The organism is Streptosporangium sp. NPDC002607 (assembly GCF_053592655.1).
Genome location: NZ_JBSFWD010000080.1, coordinates 1 through 17064 on the forward strand (window position 1 = coordinate 1; position 17064 = coordinate 17064).

Genomic DNA, 17064 nt, shown 5'->3' on the forward strand with positions numbered 1-17064 from the left:
CGGTGCGGATGCCCATCCGGCGCATCTCGTCGAACCGCTCGCGCATGCCCTGCTTGACGACGTCCTTGAGATGAATGACCCCCAGCACCCGCGCCTTACCGTCGGCGATCTCGCCGACGACCAGCGGGGTGCCGCCCGAGGCCGAGATGCCGTCGACCAGGTGGCCGACCTCCTCGGTCGCGCGGCCGCCGTTCTCGCGTATCCACTTCATGACGGCCGTCGCCGCGCCCTTACGCACCTGCCGGCCGTCGACGTTGACCCCCGACATGCGGGTCTGGGCGGTGAATTCCACCCACTCGGCGTGGGCGAGCTCACCTGGCTGACGTTCGCGCAGGCCGTACGCCTGCTTGGCGTAGACCACGATCGAGCGGCCCTCAGGCGTCTCGTCGGCGAGGCTCGCAAGCTGCGCGGCAGCGGCCAGGTCGGCGGCGGAGATCCCCGAGGCGGGCTGGAACTCCGATGCCTGCCGGTTGCCCAGCGTGATCGTGCCGGTCTTGTCGAGTAGCAGGGTGCTGACGTCTCCTGCCGCCTCGACCGCGCGGCCGGACATGGCCAGGACGTTGCGCTGGACCAGCCGGTCCATGCCGGCGATACCGATGGCCGACAGCAGCGCGCCGATCGTGGTCGGGATGAGGCAGACCAGCAGCGAGACCAGCACGACGCCGGTGACACCGTCGCCCGTCAGGGCGAGAGAGTCGGCGATGCCGGGGTTGACGTTCTTGGCGTAGATCGCCATCGGCTGCATGGTGACGGTGGCGACCAGGAAGATGATCGTCAAAGCGGCCAGCAGGATGTTCAGCGCGATCTCGTTGGGCGTCTTCTGCCGGTCGGCACCCTCGACGAGGGCGATCATCCGGTCGATGAAGCTCTCGCCCGGCTTCTGGGTGATGCGGACGATGATCCGGTCGGACAACACCCTGGTGCCGCCGGTCACCGCCGAGCGGTCACCACCCGATTCGCGGATCACGGGTGCGGACTCGCCGGTGATGGCCGACTCGTCGACCGAGGCGATGCCATCGATCACGTCACCGTCGCCGGGGATGATCTCCCCGGCTTCGACGATCACGTGATCGCCCTGCTTGAGCTCCGGCGCGCCGACGGTGTCCCACGAGGACACGTTCGCGCCCGGCGCCCAGCCGGAGAGACGGCGGGCGGTGGTGTCGCGCTTGGCGGCACGGAGCGTGGCGGCCTGCGCCTTTCCACGGCCCTCCGCGACGGCCTCGGCGAGGTTGGCGAAGACCACAGTCAGCCACAGCCAGACGGCGATGGCCCAGGCGAAGAACGACGACTCGCTGGTGGCAGCGAGGACTGTGGTGGCCAGCGCGCCGATCTCCACGATCAGCATCACCGGGTTGCGCCACAGCGAGGCCGGGTTCAGCTTCTTCAACGCGTCGGGCAGTGACTTGATCAACTGCTTGGGGTCGAGCAGACCACCGCCGACCCTGCCGTTCTTCTGCGGCGTCGGCGCCTGTCCCGGCGCCTCGAGCACTGGGGTGGACATTAGCTGATTCCTTCTGCGAGCGGGCCCAGCGCCAGGGCCGGGAGGAAGGTCAGGGCGACCAGGATGATCGTGACGCCGACCACCATGCCGACGAACTGCGGCCGGTGGGTGGGCAGCGTGCCTGCGGACTCGGGAACCGGGGCCTGCCTGGCCAGCGATCCGGCCAGGGCCAGCACGAAGATGATCGGCAGGAAGCGGCCGAGCACCATGCACAGGCCGAGCGCCACGTCGTACCACGGCGTGTTGACAGTGACGCCGCCGAACGCGGAGCCGTTGTTGTTCGAGGCGCTGGTGAAGGCGTAGAGGATCTCGGAGAACCCGTGTGGGCCGCTGTTCAGCATGGCCGCCAGACCCGCTTCGTTGCCCATGGCGACAGCCGTACCGACGAGCACGAGGATCGGGGTGACCAGGAAGTACATCGAGGCCAGCTTGATCTCGCGGGCGCCGATCTTCTTGCCCAGGTATTCGGGGGTGCGGCCGACCATGAGCCCGGCCACGAAGACCGTGATCACGGCCAGCACGAGCATGCCGTACAGGCCCGCTCCCACGCCGCCGGGTGCGACCTCGCCCAGCATCATGTTGAACAGCGTCATCATGCCGCCGAGCGGGGTGTAGGAGTCGTGGAAGGAGTTGACCGCGCCGGTGCTCGTGAGAGTCGTCGCCGCGGCGAACGTCGCGGAGTTGGAGACGCCGAACCTGACGTCCTTGCCCTCCATCGCCGAGCCGACGGCCTGCGGCACGGTGGCGTTGGCGCCCAGCTCGAAGACGTTGGTCAGCGCGACACTGGCGATGGCGATGGTCGCCATCACGGCGAGGATCGCGTAACCCTGCCTGACCTGGCCGACCAGCTTGCCGAAGGTGCGCGGCATGGCGAACGGGATGAGCAGGATCAGGAAGATCTCGAACCAGTTGGTCCAGCTGGTGGCGTTCTCGAACGGGTGCGCCGAGTTGGTGTTGTAGAAGCCGCCGCCGTTGGTGCCGAGCTCCTTGATGACCTCCTGGCTGGCTACCGGGCCGCCGGTGATCGACTGGGTGCCGCCGGCCAGGGTGCTCAGCTCATGCGGGGAGGAGAGGTTCTGCACCAGACCGCCGGCCACCAGCACCAGTGCGCCGACGAAGGCGATGGGCAGCAGGATACGGACCGTGCCGCGCACCAGGTCGACCCAGAAGTTGCCGATGGTGTCAGCCCGGTTGCGGGCGAAGCCGCGCACCAGCGCGATCGCCACCGCCATGCCGACGGAGGCGGACACGAAGTTCTGTACGGCCAGCGCGGCCATCTGCACCAGGTGGCCCATGGTGGACTCACCCGAGTAGGCCTGCCAGTTGGTGTTGGTGACGAAGCTGATCGCGGTGTTCCATGCGATGTGGTCGGGCACCGGGTCGAAGCCGAGTGACAACCACAACTTGTCCTGCAAGCGCTGCATGCCGTACACGAACAGGATCGACACGACGGAGAACGCCAGCACGCTGCGGGCGTAAACCCCCCACCGCTGCTCGGCGTCCGGGCGGACGCCGAGCAGGCGGTAGATGCCGCGCTCGACGACGTTGTGCCTGACGCCCGAGTACACGCGGTACATGTAGTCGCCGAGCGGCCTGTGCGTCAGCGCGAGGGCGATGATGAGGGATGCGACGAAAATGATCCCGGCTGCTGTCGTACTCACTAGAACCGCTCCGGGAACAGCAGGGCCGCGACCATGAAGATCACCAGACCGACGGCCACCACAAGGCCGATGGCGTTGATGGCGCTCACAGGCGCTCCACCGCCTTGACGACGAACCCGAAGATCACGAACAACGCGATCGTCAGGGCGACGAAGATGACGTCGGCCATCCCCACTCCTCTAATCCGAATGTTTGCTCTTCTAACACCCATAGAAAAGCGGGATATTTGGGAGATTTTGCCGTCCTTAACGCATTTCATACGCCCGCAGGCCAACCGTTGACACCTTCTTGACGGCACGGCGGAAACGGTGCGCAGAAGTGCCGTCGAGACAGGCGCGCCTGCGACGACCCCGACCGGCAGGACCTGCACTTCACCGAGGAGTGCGGCTCACCCGACGTGGACGTGCGGCCTGCGGGTGATGTCCGGTTCCGCCTGGCGGAGGACCTCTCGGGTCATCGGTGGTACGTCTCCGCCGCCGAACAGCAGGTAGCGCAGCATCGCCGCCACCGGATTGCCCTCGGTCCAGTGGAAGTAGATGTGCGGTATCCGGCCCGTACGGTCACGCAGGTCGAGCAGGAGCGCGGCCAGCGAGTTGGGCACCGTGGGACTCTCGAAGCGCAGGATCCGGTGGCCGAAGCGTTCCTCGCCGTGCACGACCAGCTCGGTCTCGAACTCCGAGGCGTCGACGACCGTCACCTCGACGAACATGACCTGCTCCGAGCTGCGCAGGCGGTGGTTGAGCCACTGCTCGCGCAGCTTGTCGTTGTACTCGGCCTGGTCACGTTCGTGCGGCTCGTTGGCGATCAGGTGCACCTCGCCGCAGGCCCCGTTGACGAACTGCCCGGCCAGCGGGTCATAGGTCACCTTGGTGACGCGCAGCTCGGTGGAGCGGGTCGTCCGGGAGATGAGCGAGGTCACGATGATCGCCACGATGAAGAAGGAGGCTATCTTCACCCCGTCCGGGCGCTCGAACACGTTGTCCACCAGCGTGAAGGCGAAGACGGCGGAGACGGCGGCGAAGCCGCCCATCAGCCTGGTCTGGCCCTTGCGCCACGCGGACAGCGTCACGGCGACGGAGGCGGACAGGATCAGCACGAGCACACCGGTGGCGTAGGCACCGCCCTGGGCTTCGACGTCGGCGTCAAAGATGATCGTGATGGCGAAGCCGATCGCGCTGAACACCAGGACCAGCGGGCGTACGGCCCGCGTCCAGTCGGGCGCCATGCCGTACCTGGGCAGGTAGCGCGGCACCAGATTGATCAGACCCGCCATCGCCGACGCCCCGGCGAACCAGAGGATCGCGATGGTGCTGACGTCGTACAACGTGCCGAACCAGTCGCCGAGGAAACCGTGCGCCAGGAATGCCAGCGCCCGTCCTGAGGCCTTGCCGCCCTCCTCGAACTCCTGCTCCGGGATCAGCACGGTGGTGACGAGGCTGCTGAAGATCAGAAAGACGCTCATGATGATGGCCGCCGAGGTCAGCAGCCGCTTGGTGCCCTTGATCCGGGCCTGGACGTCGCCCTTGACAATCGGCATCACCGCGACGCCCGTCTCGAAACCCGACAGGCCCAGCGCGAGCTTCGGCATCACCAGCAGGGAAAGCCCGATCATGGCCATCGGGCTGGTGTAGGTCGTGGTCAGCGCGTGTTGCCAGTCGATGACCAGGTTGGGGGCATCGAGCACGTGCGTGACGGCCACAGCCACCACGATCGCGTTGAGCACGAGGTAGACGCCCACGAGGACGACGGCGATGCCGATCGCCTCGCTGAAGCCCATCAGGAACACCCCGCCGAGCAGGGCGAGCAGCACGAGCGTGACCAGCACCCGCTGGCCCGACAGGAAGTCGGGGACGAACGGGTTCTCCAGGATGTGGGCCGTCGCGTCGGCGGCCGAGAGCGTCATCGTGATGACGAAGTCGGTGGCGGCGAACCCGAGTAGAGCGAGCACGAACAACTTGCCCCACCACTGCGGGGCCAGCTTTTCCAGCATCGCGATCGAGCCCTGGCCGTGCGGGCTCTCCTCCGCGACCCTGCGGTAGACGGGCAGCGCCCCGAACAGGGTGAGCATGACCAGCAGCAGCGTCGCCAGCGGTGACAGCGCGCCGGCCGCGAGCGCCGCGATGCCCGGCTGGTAACCGAGGGTGGAGAAGTAGTCGACGCCCGTGAGGCACATGACCTGCCACCACGTGTGCTTCTTGTGCGGACCGTGCTCTATCTGCTTACGGTCGGTCTGTAAGCCCTTGAGCAGCCACGTCTGTAGTGGCCCAGTCGTGCCGGCCACTGTCGGCCCCCCACATCAACTATCCGTAAAGACGCAATGCACACTACTGACGTCAGAGCCCATCGATTCATGGCCAGGCGTCAAGAAAACATCAATATTCATAGACAGGGCATATGCGGCCATAAACGGAAAGGTCCCGCGCCGAAGCGCTGCGAGGCGTGCCTGCAGGCTGTCGAGGATGGCGTTCAGGCCGAAGGTGGTCTCGATGCCCCGACCACTCGGCCGGCAGGTAGAGCGTCACCTCGTCCGGGGTCGGGATACTTCGCTGAGCGCCGAAGTATTTCCGGTTTAGCGTCGGCCGCGTGAGAATCTCGCCGGACACCGGCCGTCAGACGCAATCGCCCACCCTATCGCCCGCCCTGGCCGCGGCAGGCGTCACCGCCGCGTTGTGCTCCTCGGTCTGCGACTCCATCCGCACAGCCGGCCGGGCCGCCACCGGGTCGCTGGTTCCGGGGTCGCTCGGTCCGGTACGCCGCGAAGCATGGCCCACGCGCGCCGCCTGGCCGGGCATGGACGCCGATTCCGTGAGGGAGGGGACGGCGTGACGCCGTGGGAGATGCTCGCCGTCTTCGCGGCCGGCGTCAGCGCCGGCGCCATCAACACCGTGGTCGGCTCCGGATCACTGATCACCTTTCCCGTTCTGCTCGCCACCGGAATGCCGGCCGTCACCGCCGCGGTCTCCAATGCACTCGGCGTGATACCCGGCTCCGTCAGCGGGGCCATCGGTTATCGCGCGGAGCTCAGCGGCCAGAGCCGGCGCATCCTGAAGATGAGCGCCGGCGCCCTGCTCGGCGGCCTCACGGGCGCCACGCTTTTGCTGGCCCTGCCCGCCACGGCGTTCGAGAAGATCGTGCCCGCCTTGGTGGGCCTCGCCCTCGTCCTGGTCATCCTCCAGCCCCGGATCAGCAGAAGCGTGCGGCGCCGCCGCGAACGCACCAGCGGTTCCGCCCGCCCCGACGGAGGCCCGCTGCTTCTCACCGGACTGACACTCGCCAGCGTCTACGGCGGCTACTTCCCCGCCGCCCAGGGAATCATCTACATGTCCCTGATGGGGGTACTCCTCGACGAGACCTTGCAACGTCTCAATGCCGTCAAGAACGTCCTGGTGGCCGTCGTCAACACCGTCGCTGCGCTCTTCTTCCTCTTCTCCGCGGATTTCGACTGGATGGCCGTCGTACTCATCGCGGCCGGTTCCGCCTTCGGCGGCCCGGTCGGGGCCAAGGTAGGCCGCCGCCTCAGCCCCGCGGTGCTGCGCATCCTCATCGTGGCGGTGGGTACCGTCGCCATCGTCCAGTTGTTACGTCACTGACCCAGGATGATGGAGTCGAACGGGTGGCCTCCCCGGCACGGCCGGACGCCGTCGGCTCCCCCGCGCAACCGCGTCGTCGTAGGCGGGGGAGCTTCTTCGCGTGCGCGGGGAGCGGTGCGGACCAGCGGACTCGTTCGTTACTTGACGTATATCCTTGCATATTTAAAGACGTTAAAGTATTCACACCAGAATTGTGAGATCTGACCCTTCGCCCGCAGATAGAGTCCTTGTTCGTAGCATTTTCCGCAGGCGACCGGGCGCTCGCCCGCGAACCGGTCCCCGGGTACCGAACCGGATCCAGGCGGGTTCCTGTCGCAGTAGTCGGCCATCACCGCAGGTGACGTCGACGCCTGGGCGGGCGTGGCGGCGATGGAGAATGTTCCGATGACGCCGGCCACGATCAGTCCGGCCAGCATTCGCTTCTTGCCCATGACTCGCTCCTGATACCTGATTGAATTCGAGATTGACACGGCACCGCGGCCGTTTACCTCCATGACGTGGACCACGGATGCGCTCGGCCGCTGTAGGCACTCCTGCCGCCGAGCGCCTGTCCGAGGGGGTTCGTGAAACGCACCACCGCTACTGTTTCGCCCGATCACAGGCCGCTGCGGCCACCCCCGACGGAATTCGCGTGTCCACTAGGCCGTCCCAGCAGAGGAACCAGCTTCCGGCCGCGGAAGTGGCGCCGACCCGGCAGGCGTCCCTTCTCGGGGGGCTTATCTGATACCTCCCTCCTTCGAGGTATGAGATGCAGTCGGAATAGTCGGCCTGCGCCGGCGACGCGACGAGGATGGTAAATCCGGTTGCCGCAGCGGTCACGGCTGCCGCGATGGCCGTACGAGAGACTTTCACCATTCGATCCCGCCCTTTCCTGTGCGCGTTGTCCTGTGTTTGCCGAGCTGATTTCGACTCGGCGCGATACGCATGTGCACGTCAAACCGAACGCCTCGAAGCCGCCGAACCGCTGACGCCTCGGTACCGGCTCTCCTTCTTGCCCTTGGTGATGACACGCCCTGAGGCGATGTCCCGCAGGCTCAGGTCCCGGTCACGCTGACTCCGCCGAAGGCCTTACCCCATTGATGTGCGGACTCGTGCCGGCACTTCTGCATGCCACGCAGAAGAGATAGAGGTCGGCCCACGCGACCGCGCCGTTCGAGTTGTTCACTCTTCGGCAGTAGGCGCGCCATTTTCCGGTGACCTCGTAGATGGCACCTGCCGACTGGCATTTCAGACACGCGTTGGGGTTCGCATAGGTGGAATCGTAATAGTAGCCACTGGGCGGCCGGCTGCTTCCGCATGTAACGGCGAACGACGCGGAGAGAGTGGCCGTAGACTGCTGCGCCGGTACGGGACTTGCGCCCGCGACTCCTCCCGCGATCGAGTTGACGGTCAGGAACAACGTCGCGACGACGAGCTTGTTGACGTGCATTCGTACCTCCCCGTTTCCATCGCCGATGGCTGCGTCCCCGCCACGCGCATACCACGACCTCGGTAGCCGCATGGCTTTCCTTGCCCTTCAGATCCAACGGCCGGCCGGCTGCGCGAACCATGGCCGGCCTCGGTCCTGTCGGTAAACTTGGGATTCGTGTCGGTTCCCCAACAGAATGGGCACTCATGGACGAGCGGCTGACCGTCGTGATCGGATATCCACAGTCGGAGTTACTGGACATCGCCTCGGTGACCACACCGCTCCATATGGCCAACCAGTTGGGGGCGGCTCCTCCCTACCGAATACGCCTCGCCACCTCGGGTGGCAGGTCGTTGCCCTGCGACTCGGGCTTGACGCTGGAAAGCCAGGAAGCCCTCGAACGCATCACCGGGCCGCTCGACACCGTGGTTGTCTCCGGTGGGGTCGGTCACGAGGTCGCCGCGGAAAATCCCGTGCTCCTGGCACACATACGTCGGCTGGCCGCGGTCAGCAGGCGGGTGGCATCGGTGTGCACGGGCGCGACCCTGCTGGCCGCCGCCGGGCTGCTGGACGGGCGGCGCGCCACCACGCACTGGAGGTACGCGGGAACGCTCGCCGACCACCATCCCAACGTCACGGTTGATCCCGGCCCGCTCTACATCCGCGGGGGACACGTGTCGACCGCGGCCGGCGTCACCAGCGCCCTGGACCTGACACTTGCCTTCATCGAGGAGGACCACGGCCCTCACCTGGCCCGCATCGTGGCGCGTGCCCTGGTGACCTACTTGCAGCGGCCGGGCGACCAGGCGCAGATCAGCATGTTCGTGAGCGCGCCGCCGCCGGAACATCCGCTGATTCGGCAGGTGGTCGACCACATTGTCAACAACCTCGACGGTGATCTGAGCCCCACGACGCTGGCTGCCCGGCTGAACGTGAGCGAGCGTCACCTGACTCGGCTCAGCCTGGAGCACTTGGGCCAGACACCTGGTCGCTTCATCAGGCAGGCACGCACGCAGGCGGCCGAGCAACTCCTCGTCTCATCATCGCTCTCCGTGGCGGACATCGCGACCCGCTGCGGGTTCGGCTCCGCCGAGAGCCTTCGACAGTCGTTCGTCGCCGAGTTCGGCGCTTCCCCCACCCGCTACCGCCAGGCCCGCGCCAAGCGCCCCGGATGAGGGGCTCCGAAGTCACGCTGCGCCGCACCCGGCCCGAACGAGGACCGCGTCAGGATGAACGACCTTCGGTAAACGCCGTGAACCGCGAAGCCGGCTCGACGAGGATGACCTCGTCGCCGGAACCGACGAAGTACGAACCGCCCTCCTTCTGACCGGAGCCCCACCACACGTTCCCTGTCGAGACCGGTTCACCGTCGATGCGGATCCGGCTGCACCAGTAGGTGGTCGAGCCGTTCTCATCCCCCCTGTGGCTCCGGCCGGTCATCACCTCGCCTCCCGCTACTGTCCGATTCCCTGAGGGTCGCGGAGGCTCCGGGAGGATCCGGGAAGATCAATCCCTGACTCAGGAGGAACTCGCCAACGTGGTCTCCCCCGTAGTCGCGTTGCCGTACCCAACCAGTAATGACCGTGATCAGGTCGCCATGTCATTCGATGGCGACCACCGTCACTGACCGATCCGCCGTTCTCCCGACCCCTACCAGCTCTCGCTCCACCGGTACCAAGGACCCTGCACATGTTCAAAAGACTGCGCAGCCGCGTCGTCAGGAGAATCCACGGGTTCGCCTTTCGGGCTCCAGACGTAGCCATACGGATCTACGTCCGCCCGGGGGCTCAATTGGAAGTACACCAGATCCTCGTATCGGTAGATTGAAGTGAATTCAAACAATCCGATCTGGCGAGGCTCGTCTGCTGACTTCGTATCCGGTTTCACCGTACGCGCCACCTGCTCCATGCTCTCCGCGGATCGCGCAAAACGCTCTTCCTCGGACGCTCCGCAAGCCGTCAATGTGATCAACACAATCCCGGTAAGCGGAATCACAATCCATCGCATGCAGGCTTCCCTTAAGGCAACCCGACTGCTCGTCACAAGTCCCTTCCGAACTTCATATGCCCAAACATATCGAAGTGCGCGTGAATCCTATCGAGGTCGGAAGAGCTTTCCGCACCGCCTTTGCCTTGATCGTCTCGTCTACCATCACCCGCCCCGGAGGAGCGGCGGGTCGGAGACGGAGGAGCGAACTCGGCGTCGTGCGACCACCTTAGCCTGCCACGGGTTGGCCGTGTCGTGGATCATCTCGAAGCCGGAGTCCCCCGCCGGAGGCGCTCACAGCAGAGTGAGCCACCGCGTGTTGACGACGGCCACCACGGCATATTTTTCATCCTGCGCAGCGATGTTCGTACAGCGCATCAGACAGCAGGTGACCGGATTCGGCCACGGCGACAACCGTTCATAGGTAACAGGCGTCCCACGCGTACCGCCGAAATGTGGAGAACCCGTGAGCTATCCGCCTGGCTATGGCCAGCAGCCCCCACCCGGATACGGCTACGGGTACGCGGCCCCGCCGCCGAAAACCAACGGACTCGCCGTCGCCAGCCTTGTGCTCGGCCTTACCGGGTTCATCACCTGCGGATTCACATCGATCTTGGCCGTGGTGTTCGGACACGTGGCCCTCGGCCAAATCAGGAGGGATCGTACCGACGGCCACAGCATGGCGTTAGCCGGCGTCATCCTCGGCTGGATCCTCGCCGGCCTGTGGATCCTCTACTGGGTGCTCGTCGTCAGCGGCATCGTCGGCGCCGGGTTCAGCGCCCTCAACGCCCCCGAGCCCAGCACGGGGCGCACGCAGCTCAGCCACAACAGCCCGCCCGCCGCGCAGGAGGAGCAGGAGAACACGTCGGGTGCGCACACGGTGCTGTTCGAAGCCATCGGCAGCGACGGGGCCACCAGCGCGGGCAACATCACCTACAGCGTGAAGTACGACATCAAGCAAGAGCAGGGCGTGCCCCTGCCGTACAGCAAAGAGATCAAAGTCGGCGACACCCCATACCTGTACCTGTGGGCGCAAAACGCAGGCGCCAAAGGGTCGGTGACGTGCCGCATCACGGTCGATGACGAAGTCATGTGGGAGGACGTCGCGAATGGCCCGTACGGGGTGTGCACCGTCACCGGCAACGCCCCATAGGCCGGCTCCTCGTTGGGCCCTACATCCGGGAGTGATTCCGAATGGCCGCCGCACCGGGCCCGACCACGATGCCGCGCCCCGGGTTCGGAGATCTTCGGCGAGCCTTATGGCGATGAGATAGCCACCTTGGCGATAGTTGCGCGTCGCCCTTCGCCCCGTATCGTCCCCAGCAGTGATCCCGCCTGCGCGAGGAAGGATCGGCATGACCGACGATGTGGTGCGACGCGTTTTCCAGTCAGTCGACTCGTTCGACGCCGGAGAGTTCGTGCGGTTGCTGGCCGAGGACGCCACGTTGGTGTTCGGCAACGCCGAGCCGATGGTCGGACGTGAGGCCATCGCCGCCGGGTTGCGGGCGTTCTTCTCCACCATCGGCGGCCTGCGGCACCGGGTCGTCAGGAACTGGCAGGTGGATGCCGACATCATCGCCGAGACCGAGGTGACCTACCGGCGGCTCGACGGCAAGGATGTCAGCGTCGTAGCCGTATCGATCTGGCGCACCCGCAACGACGGCCTGATCACGGACTACCGCATATTCGTCGACCTCGCACCCGTCTACCTGGTCTAGGGCTCCAGCGAGACCGCATCCACGGGTGCGGCGCCTGTCTTCTCTCATATGCCCACACCGGGCTGGTCGGAGCGATCGGCGCGACCCTGCCAGGCGCCTGCTGGCAGCGCTGTCGCACTCACTACCTGCGCAACCTGCTCACCACCGTCCCGAAATCGGCGCAGCCATGGGTGGCGACCTTGGTGCGCACCATCTTCGACCAGCCCACCGCCGAGCAGGTGCGCACCCAGCACGCATGGGTGATCGAGGCGTTGGAGGCCAAGTATCCGGCCGCGTGCGAGCATCTGGACGCCGCCCGGGAAGAGCTGCCGGCCTTCGCCGCCTTCCCCCAGGAGATCTGGAGGCAGATCTGGTCGAACAACCCGCAGGAACGGTTGAACAAGGAGATCCGCCGCCGCACCGACGTGGTCGGGATCTTCCCCGATCGGGGCTCGATCGTCCGTCTTGTCGGTGCGGTTTTGGCCGAGCAGACCGACGAGTGGACCGAGGCCGGCGCTACATGGGACTGGATGTCCTGGCGAAAGCTCGAATGCGGATCATCTCGAGCGACACACCGCAGCGGAAACCCATTCCACAGACAGTTACCGCTTAACCTGCAGAAACAGGATCACGCGGAGATCAACTCATACACCACTTCGCTGGACGTGACCGCCGCCATGACCGGCCAACCCCATCCCCTCGCAACGCCTGCAGCGCAGGTCTGAGTGGTCATCCGCTCGCTTGAACACGCAACCTCACATCGGTTTCTCGGCGACTACGATGACGTAGTCCAAGTTGGCAAACTTCTGTCGCATGCGCGTGTCGTCGGCCAGCTCACGATGCAACCAGCGGCGGTAGCCCCAGGTGGTGCTCTGCTTAAATGCCGGGTCATCCAGCTTCCGTTCCGCCCATCTGCACCACGGTTCGAACACCTGGGTGCGGATGGAGGTCAACTGGGCGTGGACGAACTCGGCGGCTCGGAGGCGAGCAACGTACTCGTTGCCGTCATACAAGTTTTCTCCGGGGACCGAAGTGGAGAAAAGATCTCGGTCGCCGTCCTTGTTGACGTTCAACGGCACGACATCTGTCGTCGCGAGCACCCCGCCGGGTCGAAGGATGTGGTGAGCCTGGCGGAAGAATTCGTCCCTGGTCCGGAAATGCAAGGCCGACTCCAGGGCGACCACCCGGTCGAAGCTGCCGGGCTCGAACGTCATCGCGGTCGCCGACCCCTCCTGGAAGATCAGCCGATCGCCCAGACCACGTTAACGGGCCTTCTCCTGGGCGATCCGCACATGCGTCGGCGTTACGTTCAATCCAACGATCTTTGAAGGATTGTGCCGTTCCAACCACATAAAGTCCTGATCGCCATATCCGAACCCGGCATCAAGAATGCGATCGCCCTCCTGAAAGCCCGCGGCGTCCGCCAACTTCTCCGCCAGCGCCTCGCACGCGTCGTCGAGCGTGTCGGCTTCATCGCGCCAGTAGCCGAAATTGAGGTACGAGCTGTGATCGTTCAGCGCGGTCCAGGTGCTCGGCGGAAAGATCTCATAGGCACGTTTGGCACGGCTCTCGGGTGACGACATGGCGAGCCTAATGCTCCGGCCAATGGCGAGCACGTCATGCCAGGCCGAGAGTCGCTGCTGGGTGGCCATGGGGGGACCTCCTGGGTATGTTCGTGCTTCAGGTACGACGGGGCGACAGACTTGATATTGACTAATATCGTTGATTGATGCGCCGACCGGATGAATGATCGCGAACGCCGGAAATCAGCTGGGCGCGGTGTACATTACCTCTCACCACTCCGCCTGGTAGATCTTCTTGCATGCGTTTCAGCCAGAAGCATAATCGTAACTCGAGATGTTCATTTCCATCAAATAATCTGACCCTGAAAATTCGCGGACGCAGCAATCGCTGATTTACGCCAGATAATCCATCGTCGCGAATAGGTGCAGGTGGTAGGGTAAGGCGGGAGTCCCGGTCGGTGGGTCGAATGGCGGCTGGTCGGCCTGGTTGGGGCACAAACTGTGACGTTTCTATCTATGCCGCCCATGCTGCGTCAAGTGGTCTACGCACAAGACTGGCGCGGTGAACTCCGGGGCACACTGATGCTAAGGATTTCCACAGACATTTGAGCCACCCCGCACATAAACGAGCTGATTTCTGACCGTTATCAGGTGGTGCGGCCGGGTCCCGGCAAAGTCGTGGTGGGTGTCCGGCTTGAGGTGGTCGGTATAGACGCGCCCTTCGGACTGCTTGCAGCCGCGCCACCGGCGGATCTCCGACTCATCCCGGGTTCGCGAAGTCTCGTCACGAGCAACGGACCAGGGGTTTCAGCGTGCTTTTTCGCGAGAGTCCGTCCGCGCCTCTCGAATGGCCGGTCCGCGGCCAGGGTAATCGAGTCGCCTCCCTTTCACCGCCTTCGCCAAGCTGATCTGACATCGATCGCGATTCGTCGGCACGCGGGGACCGGACGACCCGGGCGATTCTCCTCTGACACGGCGCTCCCGGCAGGAGAGCCAGTCGTTCATGGACGCTGTCCGGCGACACCGGCATCGGGTCCGCCGGCCTACACGTCCAGGGTGATGCCGTAGGAGTCGAGCCAGGTGTTCATCCGCAGCGTGTTGTCCAGCAGGTTGCGCTCCATGCGCCCGCCGGGGCCTTTGCCGTCCGCCCTGAGCCGCGCCTTCTCCTTGTCGAGCAGGGGATACAACGGCGAGTTCGGGTCGGCGAGCACCCGGCCCGGCTCCTCGTTGGCGGCCCGGTCGTAGGCGGGGTTCTGGGTGGAGGGGTACGGGCTCTTGCGGCGGTCGAGGACCGACCGCGGCAGCAGGTCCGCGGTGGCGGCCGCTCCGGCTGCCCCATGACTTGAAGGTGCAACTTGGCAACCGCTACCACGACGCCCCGAACGGCCACTCTGGGAAGTTCGTCGACCGGCAGGGAAGGCTCGTGGTGAAACCGAAGAGCGGGCCGCGCGTCTACGTGGAGGCGAGCAGCAGCCGGCGCCGCGCCTGCTCGATCGGCGACTCGTATCCGGCTTGTTCGCCATAAGGACCTGCTCCGGCACGCGAAAGGGCGCCGGCGACTTCCCAGCGCCGTGGCTCTCCATTTCCGGTCCTACTTGGCCAGCTCGCCGGAGCGGATCATCCAGGGCTCGACGATGGCCCAGGACCACGCCGGGGAGCCATTGATCTCGCCGAACGGATCCGGCCGAAACTTCGTGGACCGGCCCCTGCCCAGCCCGTAGGTTGATCACCGGTGCTGTCGTCGTCTAGTGCGGTGACCACGTATGTTTCCTGGGTTGACTCTCATGCGGGCGCGTTCGCGGCGCTGGGCGGCCAGCACATCGGGATGACGGGCGTGGGCGTTGCGCCAGCGCAGGTAGGCCTGCAGATCACGGGCGGCACCATGTGATTGGGCAGGTCGGAGTTGGCGATCACGAAACTGCGCAGCGGCCCGAAATGCGGCTCGATCGGGTTGGCCCAGGAGGCACTTGGCGTCGAAGGCGGGGTCGGTGGACTCCTTCCAGGTGCGGGTGCGCTGAAAAGAGATGCGGTGGCCGCGCAGGATCTGGCGCAGCCGCTCGCGGCCGATGTCCACCCGGTGTTCGGCGCCGGTGGCCAGATGGTCGGTGAGTTTGCGGATGCTCCAGTGGGTGAACGGCAGTCCCAGGCGCTTGGGCCGCGTTTTGGCGGTGGCCACGATGAACGCCTCGTCCTCAGCGGTGATCCGGCGGGGGCGTCCGCCCGCCCAGTGAGGGTCCAGCGCGGCCAGGCCGTGGTCGTTGAAGGCGTGGATCACATCGCGCACGGTGTCATCGTCGGCGGCTACCAGGCGGGCGATCGCCGGGGTGGTGTTTCCCGAGGCGGACGCCATGATGATCATCGCCCGGCGGACCCGGATCGAGCCGTGCTCGCCGCGGCGCACGATACGCAGCAGTTCAGCGCCTTCTTCGGGAGTCAACCGGCGCGCTCGTACTCGCTCAGCCACGACAAGGCCTCCTTCCCTGACGGGTAGCCCCTGTCGATAACCCACCGCGAGATCATCACACCTCAGCCACCGGCCAATCGACCGAGCCTGCCAACGTATGCGGCCACCGCACTAGGTGACGCACAGGTCTACGCTGCGACCGTCAGGATCGACGAGGACGTGCCGACCGGGCGCCGGCAGCGGCGCGACGGCGTCGACTGGGACGGTGAAGCCGAGCCGCAGGCTCCCGGTGGCCGGACGGCTGGTGGCGGGGTAGAGCTCGAAGACGACGCCGTCGAGCGTCGCAGCGTAGTGCTCGGGGCCGGCGCCGTGCTGCTCCTTGACGAAGGACAGGCCCAGGCCCGCGTAGAAGGCGCGGCAATCTTCGAGGCGCTCGGTGTAGACGACGATCAGGCTGATGTGCATGAGGTCTCCGTGATGGACGGCAGGATGCGCATGATGGCTTCCACGTCTTCCGGAGGCACTCCTACAGTCGGCGCGAGCCGAGCACGAGACGCGTCCCAGTCGAAGCGGGCCAGGGCGCGGATGGCGGCGCTCAGCTCAGGATGCATGCCGCCATGCTGGCCCTGGCCGCTGATCGTTCGCAGCCGCCTGTCGGATCCGGTCTTCCGCCGACCCGGTTCGCGGTGACTCGTGGGAGCACCTCCCTGAAGGGAGGTGCTCCCAGCATGGCGATACGCCGGGTCAGAGTGGAGCGGACACAGGGTCCGCCGCCCATAGCGGCCTGGAGTGATCCACTCGTGCCGGTGTTAGAACGGCTTCACAGTGGTGCAATTCATCCATGCCGAAGCCAGTACGGCCTCCCTGCTGCTGTTGTTGAAGAAGAACGTCGCCTGCTGCATGTAGCCCGGGTATCCGGCAGGCGGCGACCATACGCTGGTAAAGGGGCCCGTAGTGCCCCACTGCCCCGAACTCGGCACCCGGTACGGGTGAGAGTCGGGACACTTGAGGAACACGGAACCGCCCGTCCCCGCAGCCAGAAGCTTGCTGCCAGTGATGGTGACGGTTTCGGACTGGGCGGCGGCTGCGGCCGGGAGTGCTGCGGTGAGAAGTCCACCGGCCAGGGCGACGGCGGACACCACGCCGGCGATTCTGTGTGCTCTCATGACATTTCTCCTCGCGGTTCGTTTCCCCGGGGGCGGGAAGCCGTACCGGTACGGTTTCCTCCCCTGGGCGATTTCGTGGAGGATTCTGTCCGCATCGGCTTGGGCCTGCTTGCATCCCGCAGGGATCG

17 protein-coding genes and 2 pseudogenes are annotated in these 17064 nt (G+C 65.7%); 5 read left to right on the forward strand and 14 right to left on the reverse strand.

Annotated features, from left to right (window positions below):
- The 4 genes from kdpB to ACWD3H_RS43975 form a co-directional block, all read right to left on the reverse strand.
- Positions 1 to 1501: potassium-transporting ATPase subunit KdpB (gene kdpB, locus ACWD3H_RS43960; RefSeq protein ID WP_451959246.1), on the reverse strand; the 1501-nt coding region annotated here is incomplete at its 3' end.
- Positions 1501 to 3162, reverse strand: coding sequence for a potassium-transporting ATPase subunit KdpA (kdpA, locus tag ACWD3H_RS43965; protein ID WP_451959247.1), 1662 nt, complete (start codon positions 3160 to 3162; stop codon positions 1501 to 1503). The genes kdpA and kdpB, both read right to left, overlap by 1 nt.
- Positions 3162 to 3251 (reverse strand): K(+)-transporting ATPase subunit F, encoded by a 90-nt coding sequence (kdpF, locus tag ACWD3H_RS43970; RefSeq protein WP_355568686.1) that lies wholly within the window; start codon positions 3249 to 3251, stop codon positions 3162 to 3164. The genes kdpA and kdpF overlap by 1 nt, the downstream gene beginning before the upstream one ends.
- Before the next feature lie 299 nt (positions 3252 to 3550).
- Positions 3551 to 5443, reverse strand: coding sequence for an amino acid transporter (locus ACWD3H_RS43975; protein WP_451959248.1), 1893 nt, complete (start codon positions 5441 to 5443; stop codon positions 3551 to 3553).
- A 541-nt stretch (positions 5444 to 5984) separates the two neighbouring features.
- Between ACWD3H_RS43975 and ACWD3H_RS43980 the strand changes: the two genes are divergently transcribed.
- Positions 5985 to 6752 (forward strand): sulfite exporter TauE/SafE family protein, encoded by a 768-nt coding sequence (locus ACWD3H_RS43980; protein WP_451959249.1) that lies wholly within the window; start codon positions 5985 to 5987, stop codon positions 6750 to 6752.
- Between the two features lie 137 nt (positions 6753 to 6889).
- Here ACWD3H_RS43980 and ACWD3H_RS43985 read toward each other — a convergent pair whose 3' ends face one another.
- A complete protein-coding gene (locus tag ACWD3H_RS43985) occupies positions 6890 to 7183 on the reverse strand; it encodes a hypothetical protein (protein ID WP_451959250.1) in 294 nt (97 codons plus the stop codon).
- Positions 7184 to 7797: 614 nt separating this feature from the next.
- Positions 7798 to 8181: a hypothetical protein gene (locus ACWD3H_RS43990; protein ID WP_451959251.1), complete on the reverse strand. Its 384-nt coding sequence runs from the start codon at positions 8179 to 8181 to the stop codon at positions 7798 to 7800.
- A gap of 185 nt (positions 8182 to 8366) precedes the next feature.
- Here ACWD3H_RS43990 and ACWD3H_RS43995 point away from each other — a divergent pair, with 185 nt between their 5' ends.
- Positions 8367 to 9335: a GlxA family transcriptional regulator gene (locus ACWD3H_RS43995; protein WP_451959252.1), complete on the forward strand. Its 969-nt coding sequence runs from the start codon at positions 8367 to 8369 to the stop codon at positions 9333 to 9335.
- 49 nt (positions 9336 to 9384) lie between these two features.
- On the opposite strand, the gene ACWD3H_RS44000 is transcribed toward ACWD3H_RS43995, so the two are convergent.
- Entirely contained in the window at positions 9385 to 9600 is a 216-nt protein-coding gene (locus ACWD3H_RS44000) for a hypothetical protein (RefSeq protein ID WP_451959253.1), read from the reverse strand.
- Positions 9601 to 9810: 210 nt separating this feature from the next.
- Positions 9811 to 10167 (reverse strand): hypothetical protein, encoded by a 357-nt coding sequence (locus tag ACWD3H_RS44005; protein ID WP_451959254.1) that lies wholly within the window; start codon positions 10165 to 10167, stop codon positions 9811 to 9813.
- 445 nt (positions 10168 to 10612) lie between these two features.
- On the opposite strand from ACWD3H_RS44005, the gene ACWD3H_RS44010 reads away from it, so the two are divergent.
- From ACWD3H_RS44010 to ACWD3H_RS44020, 3 genes and pseudogenes are all read left to right on the forward strand, one after another.
- A complete protein-coding gene (locus ACWD3H_RS44010; protein WP_451959255.1) occupies positions 10613 to 11299 on the forward strand; it encodes an MmpS family transport accessory protein in 687 nt (228 codons plus the stop codon).
- 202 nt (positions 11300 to 11501) lie between these two features.
- Positions 11502 to 11864: a nuclear transport factor 2 family protein gene (locus ACWD3H_RS44015; protein ID WP_451959256.1), complete on the forward strand. Its 363-nt coding sequence runs from the start codon at positions 11502 to 11504 to the stop codon at positions 11862 to 11864.
- 32 nt (positions 11865 to 11896) lie between these two features.
- A pseudogene (locus tag ACWD3H_RS44020) lies at positions 11897 to 12456 on the forward strand (transposase); the annotation flags it as partial.
- 142 nt (positions 12457 to 12598) lie between these two features.
- On the opposite strand, the gene ACWD3H_RS44025 reads toward ACWD3H_RS44020, so the two are convergent.
- The 6 genes and pseudogenes from ACWD3H_RS44025 to ACWD3H_RS44050 form a co-directional block, all read right to left on the reverse strand.
- Entirely contained in the window at positions 12599 to 13099 is a 501-nt protein-coding gene (locus ACWD3H_RS44025) for a methyltransferase domain-containing protein (RefSeq protein ID WP_451959276.1), read from the reverse strand.
- Positions 13100 to 13105: 6 nt separating this feature from the next.
- Positions 13106 to 13495, reverse strand: coding sequence for an SAM-dependent methyltransferase (locus ACWD3H_RS44030; protein ID WP_451959257.1), 390 nt, complete (start codon positions 13493 to 13495; stop codon positions 13106 to 13108).
- A gap of 914 nt (positions 13496 to 14409) precedes the next feature.
- Positions 14410 to 14577, reverse strand: a complete 168-nt coding sequence (locus ACWD3H_RS44035) for a hypothetical protein (protein WP_451959258.1) — start codon at positions 14575 to 14577, stop codon at positions 14410 to 14412.
- 515 nt (positions 14578 to 15092) lie between these two features.
- Positions 15093 to 15830 (reverse strand): annotated as a pseudogene (locus tag ACWD3H_RS44040) (helix-turn-helix domain-containing protein).
- A gap of 111 nt (positions 15831 to 15941) precedes the next feature.
- Positions 15942 to 16235, reverse strand: coding sequence for a VOC family protein (locus ACWD3H_RS44045; protein WP_451959259.1), 294 nt, complete (start codon positions 16233 to 16235; stop codon positions 15942 to 15944).
- 344 nt (positions 16236 to 16579) lie between these two features.
- Complete coding sequence (locus ACWD3H_RS44050; protein WP_451959260.1) at positions 16580 to 16936, reverse strand: hypothetical protein; 357 nt, start codon at positions 16934 to 16936, stop codon at positions 16580 to 16582.
- Positions 16937 to 17064: the final 128 nt, after the last annotated feature.